The 9,978-nt window shown below is 35.6% G+C and carries 8 protein-coding genes; 6 read left to right on the top strand and 2 right to left on the bottom strand.

The annotated features are described in order from the left end of the window. Positions 1-81: 81 nt before the first annotated feature. On the bottom strand, positions 82-2,853 hold the full coding sequence (gene polA / locus ACGH6S_RS09200) for a DNA polymerase I (RefSeq protein WP_411578774.1): 2,772 nt from the start codon (positions 2,851-2,853) through the stop codon (positions 82-84). Positions 2,854-3,055: 202 nt separating this feature from the next. On the opposite strand from polA, the gene folE reads away from it, so the two are divergent. The 5 genes from folE to ispH all read left to right on the top strand — a co-directional run bounded on the left by folE (position 3,056) and on the right by ispH (position 9,202). After that, on the top strand, positions 3,056-3,715 hold the full coding sequence (gene folE, locus ACGH6S_RS09205; RefSeq protein WP_174799198.1) for a GTP cyclohydrolase I FolE: 660 nt from the start codon (positions 3,056-3,058) through the stop codon (positions 3,713-3,715). A 179-nt stretch (positions 3,716-3,894) separates the two neighbouring features. After that, the gene (ribF, locus tag ACGH6S_RS09210; RefSeq protein ID WP_411578775.1) at positions 3,895-4,839 is read left to right on the top strand and encodes a bifunctional riboflavin kinase/FAD synthetase; all 945 of its coding nucleotides are present in this window, start codon (positions 3,895-3,897) and stop codon (positions 4,837-4,839) included. A 30-nt stretch (positions 4,840-4,869) separates the two neighbouring features. Beyond that, complete coding sequence (ileS, locus tag ACGH6S_RS09215) at positions 4,870-7,677, top strand: isoleucine--tRNA ligase (protein ID WP_411578776.1); 2,808 nt, start codon at positions 4,870-4,872, stop codon at positions 7,675-7,677. A 90-nt stretch (positions 7,678-7,767) separates the two neighbouring features. Then, complete coding sequence (gene lspA / locus ACGH6S_RS09220) at positions 7,768-8,253, top strand: signal peptidase II (protein ID WP_202983962.1); 486 nt, start codon at positions 7,768-7,770, stop codon at positions 8,251-8,253. A 1-nt stretch (position 8,254) separates the two neighbouring features. Beyond that, on the top strand, positions 8,255-9,202 hold the full coding sequence (gene ispH, locus ACGH6S_RS09225) for a 4-hydroxy-3-methylbut-2-enyl diphosphate reductase (RefSeq protein WP_411578777.1): 948 nt from the start codon (positions 8,255-8,257) through the stop codon (positions 9,200-9,202). A gap of 1 nt (position 9,203) precedes the next feature. On the opposite strand, the gene ACGH6S_RS09230 is transcribed toward ispH, so the two are convergent. Then, on the bottom strand, positions 9,204-9,455 hold the full coding sequence (locus tag ACGH6S_RS09230) for a YfhL family 4Fe-4S dicluster ferredoxin (protein ID WP_034911286.1): 252 nt from the start codon (positions 9,453-9,455) through the stop codon (positions 9,204-9,206). A gap of 232 nt (positions 9,456-9,687) precedes the next feature. On the opposite strand from ACGH6S_RS09230, the gene ACGH6S_RS09235 reads away from it, so the two are divergent. Next, positions 9,688-9,870: a hypothetical protein gene (locus ACGH6S_RS09235; protein ID WP_174799192.1), complete on the top strand. Its 183-nt coding sequence runs from the start codon at positions 9,688-9,690 to the stop codon at positions 9,868-9,870. The last annotated feature ends 108 nt before the right edge of the window (positions 9,871-9,978 follow it).

Consider the following 9,978-nt stretch of genomic DNA (forward strand, 5'->3'; position numbering starts at 1 on the left):
TCAGGAAAGTATACGTTTAAGTATAATATCAGCCTTAACTAGACAGATAAGGCTGAATTATTTAGTACTAATTTAGTATGATTAATGTGCTTCATCCCAATTATTACCGAAACCTACATCCACTTTTAATGGTATAGATAGTTGGTAACAATTTTCCATGATCGATTTTATCTGAGCTTTATATTGCTCAACTAATTCTTCTTTTACTTCAAATACTAACTCATCGTGTACTTGCATAACCATTCTAATATTATCTACAGGTAAGCTTTTTATCCATTCACTTACCTTAATCATTGCTGTTTTAATAATATCAGCCGCTGTACCTTGCATTGGGGCATTAATGGCTGCACGCTCAGCACCGCGTCGTTCAATGGCGCTTCCAGATTTAATTTTAGGAAGATACAAACGTCGACCAGATAGGGTTTCAACATAACCTTGTTCAGCAGCTTGTTGGCGAATTTGGTCCATATACGCTTGAACACCTGGATAGCGCTCAAAATAACGATCGATATAAAACTGAGCTTCTTTACGCGCAATATTAATTTGTTTAGATAAACCAAAGGCGCTCATACCATAAATTAATCCAAAGTTAACCGCTTTTGCACGTCTTCGCTCTTCAGAAGTCACTTCAGATTCAGTTTTACCCAAAATTTCACTAGCCGTAACACGGTGAATGTCTTTATCATGAGAAAAAGCATAAAGTAAACTTTTATCTTGTGATAGATGCGCCATGATCCGTAATTCAATTTGCGAGTAGTCTGCCGAAATAATTTTATATCCCTTTGGTGCAATAAAAGCTTGGCGAATTCGTCGCCCTTCTTCATTTCGCACTGGGATATGTTGTAAATTTGGCTCATTTGACGACAATCGCCCAGTTACAGTACCAATTTGATTATAATTGGTATGAATACGATGATCGATAGGACTAACCATCAATGGCAATTTATCGGTATAGGTATTTTTTAACTTAGCTAAACTACGATAAAGCAAGATCATGCGTGGCAATTCGTATTGATTAGCTAGCTCACTCAAAACATCTTCACTGGTTGATGGTTCGCCCTTTGGTGTCTTTTTGAGAACTGGTAATTGATGTTTATCAAATAAAAGAGCTTGAATCTGTTTAGGTGATGCTGGATTAAATTTTTCACCTGCCAACAATTGTAACGTTTCTTGAATTTCGTTTAATTTCTTTCTCAATTCACTAGAATGTTTATTTAATAACTTGACATCAATCAAAACGCCTGTTCGTTCCATTTCTGCTATCAAAGTGGTGAGAGGCATTTCAATATCTGTGAATAGAGCTTTTAATTTTTCATCTTTTTCAAGATCTGGCCATAATTTATTATGCAATTGTAAGGTAACATCAGCATCTTCAGCAGCATATTGTGTGGTTTTTTCCACATCAATATTATCAATAGTAACCTGAATTTTATCAAATTTAGTTAATTCATCATAAGTAATGGTTTTATGATCCAAATAACGATTGGCCAAACTATCCATATCATGACGGTCAGTACTATTTAATACATAAGATTCAATCATAGTATCAAACGCAATCCCTTGTATGGTTATGCCATAATTTGCTAGCACGCTGTAATCAAATTTTGCATTTTGGGCAATTTTTTTGATTTCTGGATTTTCAAATATTGGTTTTAATTTAGCTAATACATCATCTAGTGGTAATTGCTTAGGAACACCTAAATACTGATGAGAAAGTGGAATATAAGCCGCTTGATGAGGTTCAACACTTAATGATATACCAACTAATTTAGCATGCACGTGATCAACATTATCTGTTTCAGTATCAAAAGCAAATAGTTCGCTATTTGTTAATTTTGTGATCCATTCATCTAATTGCTTTTCAGTTAATATACACTGGTAATCAGTCTCTCTTTTTTGTGCTGTTGTTTGTTCTTCTTGAATGAAGTAATTATCATCACCTTCTATAACTTGATTTTTCTGCTGATTTAAAAAAGTACCAGCCATTAATTCTTTTTGCCAACGATGAAAACCATAATAATTAAATAATTCAACTAGAGCCTTAACATCAATATCACCTACCAATAATTGTTCATTGGAAAAATCTAACTTAACATCAGTTTTGATTGTTGCAAGTAAATAAGAAAGATCGGCATCATTTTGATTATCAATCAATTTCTGTTTTAAAGATTTAGCGCCTCGGATCTTCAATTTTTCAATATCGTCTAACCGATTATAAATATCTTCTACACCATCAAATTCAGATAACAAACTTTGTGCTGTCTTTTCACCTATACCTGGTACGCCAGGAATATTATCAGACGAATCGCCTCTTAAAGCTAAATAATCAATAATTTTTTCTGGCGGAACACCAAATTTCTTTATTACCCCTTGTGAATCTAATTGGGTATTATTCATCGTATTAATCAATGTAATTCTATCGCTCACTAGCTGTGCCATATCTTTATCACCAGTACTGATTAATACTTCTAGATTCTCCCTCTCAGCCTGTCTTGCTAATGTACCAATTACATCATCTGCTTCAACACCTTCAATACAAAGTAATGGTAATCCCATGGCTTTCAAAATAGTATGAATAGGTTCGATTTGCGGACGAAGATTTTCAGGCATTTCATCTCGCGTGGCTTTATATTCATTATAAAGCTCATTGCGAAATGATCCTCCTTTTGCATCAAAAACCACGGCAATATGTGTAGGATTGTACTGATTAATTAAACTACGAACCATATTAACCACACCAAAAATAGCGCCTGTAGGCTCACCTTTAGCATTGGTTAATGGTGGACAAGCAAAAAAAGCACGATAAAGATAAGATGATCCATCAATTAAAATAATCGGTGTATTATTTGGCATTATGGTTACCTAAACATTATTTAATTTAATGGCTGATAGTATAACACCTAATTGGTAATAATATTCTTACCAAGTCAACAATATAATGTAAAAAAGTTTCAGGTAACACTATGTTTCAGTATAAAATCATGTGTAAACAACTGTATATTGCGCAATGAGTGTTATATAATAACGCATTCATTTTCGCTTGAGTATGTAATAAATGACACAATTAAGCCCTGCCGCGCAAAAAGTCAAAGAAGCCCTTGCAGCTAAAAATCTTGAAACACCATTATGCCGTCTAGTTATAGATAATAATGAGCGTAAAGCAAAAATCGAGTCGCATTTTCGTGAAATTATGAAGCTAATGGAACTTGATCTATCTGATGATAGCCTTGCACAAACTCCTCACCGTGTGTCGAAAATGTATGTTGATGAGATTTTTTCTGGTCTTTATTACGAAAATTTTCCAAAAATTACGTTAATCGAAAATAAAATGCAAGTTGATGAAATGATAACGGTTCGCGATATTACACTAACTAGTGTCTGTGAACACCATTTTGTCACAATAGACGGTAAAGCAACGGTTTCTTATATTCCCAAAGATAAAGTCATTGGTTTATCGAAAATTAATCGAATTGTAACTTTTTTTTCCCAACGCCCTCAAGTACAAGAAAGATTAACACAACAAATTTTAGTGGCACTACAAACACTACTAGGTACGGTTAATGTAGCGGTTTCTATTGATGCAACCCATTATTGCGTTAAATCCCGAGGCATTAAAGACTCCAATAGTATTACAACAACAACTGCCCTCGGAGGCGGGTTTAAAACAAACCCAAGCACAAGGCAAGAATTTTTGCGAGCACTAAACCATTATTAATTTTATAAATGGGTATGTTTGAATCACAACAGTTTAAAGTATGACCGAGTCACTTAGCATTTTATCTCAAACAGTGAAAATGCTTGAAGAAAAGCGACAAAATCTAACTTTATATTGCGTGCATCTTCAAGAAAGATTGGTATAATTCTTGGTTACTTAATATAAATAACATTGTTTTCATGAAGATTATCCGTGGTATAACTAATCTAAAAAATCAGTTTTCTCAATGTGTTCTAACCTTGGGAAATTTTGATGGCGTGCATTTAGGACATCAACAATTAATTAACCATATTATTAAACAAGGTAAAAAACTCAATCTTCCCACTGTTGTGATGTTATTTGAGCCGCAACCACTAGAGTTTTTTGCCCAAGATAATGCGCCGTCACGTTTAACTTCATTTCATGAAAAAGTTATTTTTATTGAAAAATTAGGTATCGACTATATTATTGCTATTCCATTTACCCAAACTTTTGCCAATATGTCTGCCGATCATTTTATTCAAGATTGGTTGATCAATAAGCTACAAGCTAAATACATTACAATTGGTGATGATTTTCGGTTCGGATTTGAACGTAAAGGGGATATCAACCTTCTACAACAATATTCGCGAAATCATGATTTTGTAGTAGAAAGCATACCAACATTTGTTTGGAATAATTTTCGTATAAGTAGTACTGCTATTCGCCAAGCACTTTTGAATAGTGATTTTGAATTGGCTCATTGTCTATTAGGCCGTGATTATACAATTCAAGGTCGCGTAGTTCATGGCAATGCTTTAGCAAGGGAATTGGGATTTCCAACAGCAAATATTCACTTACATCGAAAAAAGCCTGCACTACAAGGAGTCTATTTTGTTAAAGTCAAAAATATCTGCAATAATCAGCATTATAACGGTATTGCCAATATTGGGATAAGACCAACTATTAATGGAAAAACCGCAATACTTGAAGTAAATCTTTTTGACTTTTCGAGTAATATATATGGACAATATTTAGACATAACGTTCATCAAAAAATTACGCGATGAGAAAAAATTTGACTCATTAGCAGAATTAAAACAACAAATTACACAAGATATTTGCACTGCGAAAAAGATCAGTGCAAAATTAACCAATAAAAAGTAGTATCAACACATTTAACTGGAATAAATCAGCATGACAGACTATAAAAATACATTGAATCTACCGGAAACTGGATTCCCAATGCGAGGAGATCTTGCTAAACGCGAACCAGCAATGTTACAAAATTGGTACGATAAAGAACTTTATCGCAAAATTCGCTCGGCCAAAAAAGGTAAAAAAAACTTTATTCTGCATGATGGCCCTCCTTATGCAAACGGAAAACTACATATTGGTCACGCCGTTAATAAAATCCTTAAAGATATTATTATCAAATCAAAAGGGTTAAGCGGTTATAATTCCCCTTATATTCCAGGATGGGATTGTCATGGCTTACCGATTGAACAAAAAGTTGAAGAGCAAGTAGGAAAACCAGGTGTAAAAGTAACACCTGCTGAGTTTCGTCAAATTTGCCGCGATTATGCCGCTTCACAAGTTGAACTACAAAAAGCTGATTTTATCCGTATGGGCGTACTAGGTGATTGGCAAAACCCTTACCGTACAATGGACTACAATACCGAAGCGAATATTATCCGTGCGTTAGGTAGAGTGATAAAAAACGGTCATTTAGTTAAAGGCGCTAAACCTGTTTATTGGTGTACCGATTGTATGTCATCTTTAGCCGAAGCAGAAGTTGAATATTATGATAAATCATCGCCAGCAATTGATGTGAAATTTAAAGCTGTTGATAATCAAGCTGTAGCAAATAAATTTGGTATCAATACTGATTTAACCATTTATGCTGTTATCTGGACAACCACGCCTTGGACATTACCAGCTAGCCGAGGGATAGCTTTAAATGCCGATTTTGAATATCAACTTGTTCAAATCAATGATAAAGAGTGCTTAATTTTAGCAACTGATTTAGTTGAATCTGTAATGCAACGCGCCAATATCGACCAATGGAAAGTATTAGGTAGCTGCCAAGGTAATGCTCTTGAGTTGTTACGTTTTAAACACCCATTCCTTGATTTTGATGAACCAGTTGTACTTGGCGAACACGTTACAATTGATGCAGGTACAGGAGCTGTGCATACCGCACCGGGACATGGTACAGAAGACTTTATGGTCGGTCAAAAATATGGTCTTGAAGTGGCAAATCCAGTTGGTGGTAATGGTTGTTACTTGCCTGGAACGGGCGCTGGTCTCGATGGGTTATTTGTCTTTAAAGCGAATAAAATTGTCATTGAAATATTAAAAGAACATAACGCACTATTACACTTTGAAAATATTGAACATAGCTATCCATGTTGTTGGCGTCATAAAACACCGGTTATTTATCGTGCAACACCACAATGGTTTATTAGCATGGATAAACAAGGTCTGCGAACCCAATCATTAAAAGAAATTAAGCAAGTTCGTTGGATCCCTGATTGGGGACAAGCACGCATTGAAACCATGGTTACTAATCGCCCTGATTGGTGCATTTCTCGCCAACGCACATGGGGTGTACCTATGACGTTGTTTGTTCACAAAGAGACCGAAGAACTTCATCCTGATACACTAGCATTAGTTGAAAAAGTTGCACAGTTAGTTGAAAAAGATGGCATTCAAGCTTGGTGGGATGCTGATATTAAAGATCTTTTAGGTCCTGATGCTGATGATTATCGTAAAGTACCTGATACGTTAGATGTTTGGTTTGACTCAGGATCAACATTCTCTTCTGTTGTGCGTGCACGCCCTGAATTTGAAGGACATGATGCAGAACTTTATTTAGAAGGTTCAGATCAACATCGTGGTTGGTTTATGTCTTCATTAATGTTATCAACAGCAATTGATAATAAAGCCCCTTATAAACAAGTATTAACACATGGTTTTGTGGTTGACGGTCAAGGCCGTAAAATGTCTAAGTCACTAGGTAATATTGTGACACCACAAGAAGTGATGAACAAACTTGGGGCTGATATTTTACGCCTATGGATTGCATCGACCGATTATTCAGGTGAAATGAGTTATTCGGAAGAAATTATCAAACGAGCTGCCGATAGTTATCGCCGTATTCGTAATACCGCACGTTTTTTACTGGCAAATTTAAATGGATTTGATCCAGCTAAAGATATGGTAAAACAAGAAGATATGGTTATTCTTGATCGCTGGGCAGTTAGTATGGCAAAAGAAGCACAAGAACAAATTATTCAGGCTTATGAAAATTACGATTTCCATAAAGTTGTACAACGTATTATGCAATTTTGCTCAATCGAAATGGGATCATTCTATTTAGATATTATTAAAGATCGCCAATACACAGCAAAAAGTGATAGTATTGCCCGTCACAGTTGCCAAACTGCTTTATATCATATTGCGCAAGCAATGGTTCGTTGGATTGCACCTATTTTATCATTCACTGCTGATGAAATTTGGCAATATCTGCCAATGGCTGATAAACAAGAATTTGTTTTTGAAGATGAGTGGTATACAGCACTATTTACATTGCCAGAAAGCGAAGCATTAAATAGCGAATATTGGGCTCAGATTTTAACCATTCGTAGCGAAGTGAATAAAGTGCTTGAACAAGGTCGTAATGATAAAGTGATTGGTGGTGCACTTGAAGCTGCTGTTACGCTTTATGCTGATAAAGATATTGCAGCAACATTAGCTAAATTAGAAAACGAATTACGCTTTGTATTACTAACATCACAAGCTAGCGTAAAACCATTACAAGAAGCACCTGAAAATGCGGTGCAAAGCGATATTCAAGGACTAAAAATTGAACTCGCTAAAGCACAAGGTGATAAATGCCCTCGTTGCTGGCACTATACCATCGATAATGAGCCAACATCACATTTATGTAAGCGTTGTGAAGAAAACATTCACGGCAAAGGCGAGGTAAGGCATTTCGCATAGCAATCTATTTAGTAAATTAAATGGAGCTATGCCAATCCCTTAAGCAATCTAGTACCTTTTCCGTCGACGATTGTCGGCGGAAACATAATAATGAGCACAAACTATATGAAAAAAGATAATGGACTTTACTGGTTATTATTTGCAATCATTGTTTTTATCATTGATATCGCAAGTAAATTTTGGATTATAAATAATTTCTCGCTATTTGAATCAGTGAATCTTTTGCCATTCTTCTCTATCACTTATGTACGCAATATTGGCGCTGCCTTTAGCATTTTTGAAGGGCAACGTATGATGCTTGCTGCTATCGCTTTAATTATCAGTGCCGTGATAGTACGTATGTTATACCGCAACACTCGCCAACAAAAATTAGAGAACTTGTCGTTATCAATGATTTTAGGCGGTGCATTAGGTAATTTATTTGATCGTCTTTATCATGGATTTGTGATTGACTTTTTAGATGTCAATTTTGGTGACTGGCACTATCCAACTTTTAATATTGCTGACTGTGCAATCTGCGTTGGTATTGGACTATTTATTTTCAGTAATTATAAAAAACCAAAGAAGACTGTATAGTATGCAAATTATTTTGGCCAATCCTCGCGGGTTTTGCGCTGGTGTTGATCGTGCTATCACAATTGTTGAACGTGCACTAGAATTGTTTGGCGCACCAGTTTATGTCCGTCACGAAGTAGTACACAATCGCTATGTCGTTAATCGCCTAAAAGAATTAGGGGCAATTTTCATTGAAGATATTAGCGAAGTACCCGATAACTCAATTCTTATCTTTTCAGCGCATGGAGTGTCTAAAGCTATCCGTGAGGAAGCCAAACAACGTAAACTCCGTGTTTTTGATGCCACTTGCCCACTTGTAACCAAAGTACATATGGAAGTGGCTAGATCGAGTTATCGTGGTGAAGAGGTTATTTTAATCGGCCATGCTGGGCATATTGAAGTAGATGGTACAATGGGACAATATAACAATCCCGAAGGTGGTATTTATTTAATCGAATCAATTGATGATGTAAAAAAGCTACAGGTAAAAAACGAAAATAATCTTTGCTTTACCACTCAAACAACTTTATCCGTTGATGATGCTGCTCAAATTATAGATGCTTTAAAAAAACGTTTTCCTAATATTCGCAGCCCTCGCAAAAATGATATCTGCTATGCTACAACCAATCGCCAGCAAGCAGTGAAACAATTATCATCACGCGCAGACATTGTTTTAGTCGTAGGTTCTAAAAATTCGTCTAATTCAAATCGCCTAGCCGAGCTAGCAAGGCGAAACAGCAAACAAGCTTATTTAATTGATTTTGCATCTGACATCCAAAAAGAGTGGTTAATAAACGCACATACAATCGGCGTAACAGCAGGAGCTTCTGCGCCTGAGATTTTAGTACAACAGGTGATTGATCATTTAAAAAGCTTAGGTTGCACATCGCTTATTGAAACAGATGGCATTTTAGAAAATATCACTTTTGAAATTCCAAAAGAACTTCGAATTAACATTAAATCAACCTGATTTAAGAAGACTTAAGTCCCTCAAATTTTACTAATAACTCTTCTTTTGTTTCAATATGTTCAGGATCTGCAATGATGGCATTTTGAATAGGGCAAACTCGCTGACAAGTCGAATGATCATAATAACCGACACATTCTGTACATTTATTGGGATCAATTTCATAAGTATCAAACCCCATTGAGATTGCCTCATTTGGGCACTCAGGCTCACACATGTCACAATTAATACACTTATTGGTTATTTTTAACGCCATTGCTCTTCTAACTTTACTAATTAAAAAAATTAGTACCATTATAGCGTAATCACCAATAAATCCGAATAAAGATCGCGTTATCGCTTATTGAGTAGTTCAATCTTTGCAAAAAATTTTAGAAAATCATGCTATTTCATTTAGCTATACTTAAAAGTGAGTACTACAGCAGCTTATGCGGGTCGCTTTTTTTAAGTTGATGCTATATATAGCAAAAGATAAGGATATTACACTAATGAAGAAAATCAATACCCCTGCCTGCGGCATGAAGCGAACCACTATTGATTTACTGATGGCACTGCGAGAACAACTCGACCAATATTGCTTTTATCATAAAATCAGTATGGCTGATTACATAAGACAGCTTATTAAAACCAGTTTGACAACAGGGAGGCAAAAAATGAGCTTGCCTAGATAAATGGATTAGGCAACTTTCCCCGAATAAAACTAGCCGTCGAGAGTTAACCGCTGAGCAACAGCGGATAATGGCGTTAGAAAAAGAGATTAAAGAACTGAAAATGGCTAA

Origin of the sequence: Gilliamella sp. BG3 (genome assembly GCF_046635605.1) — a bacterium.
Classification (GTDB): domain Bacteria; phylum Pseudomonadota; class Gammaproteobacteria; order Enterobacterales; family Orbaceae; genus Gilliamella; species Gilliamella bombi.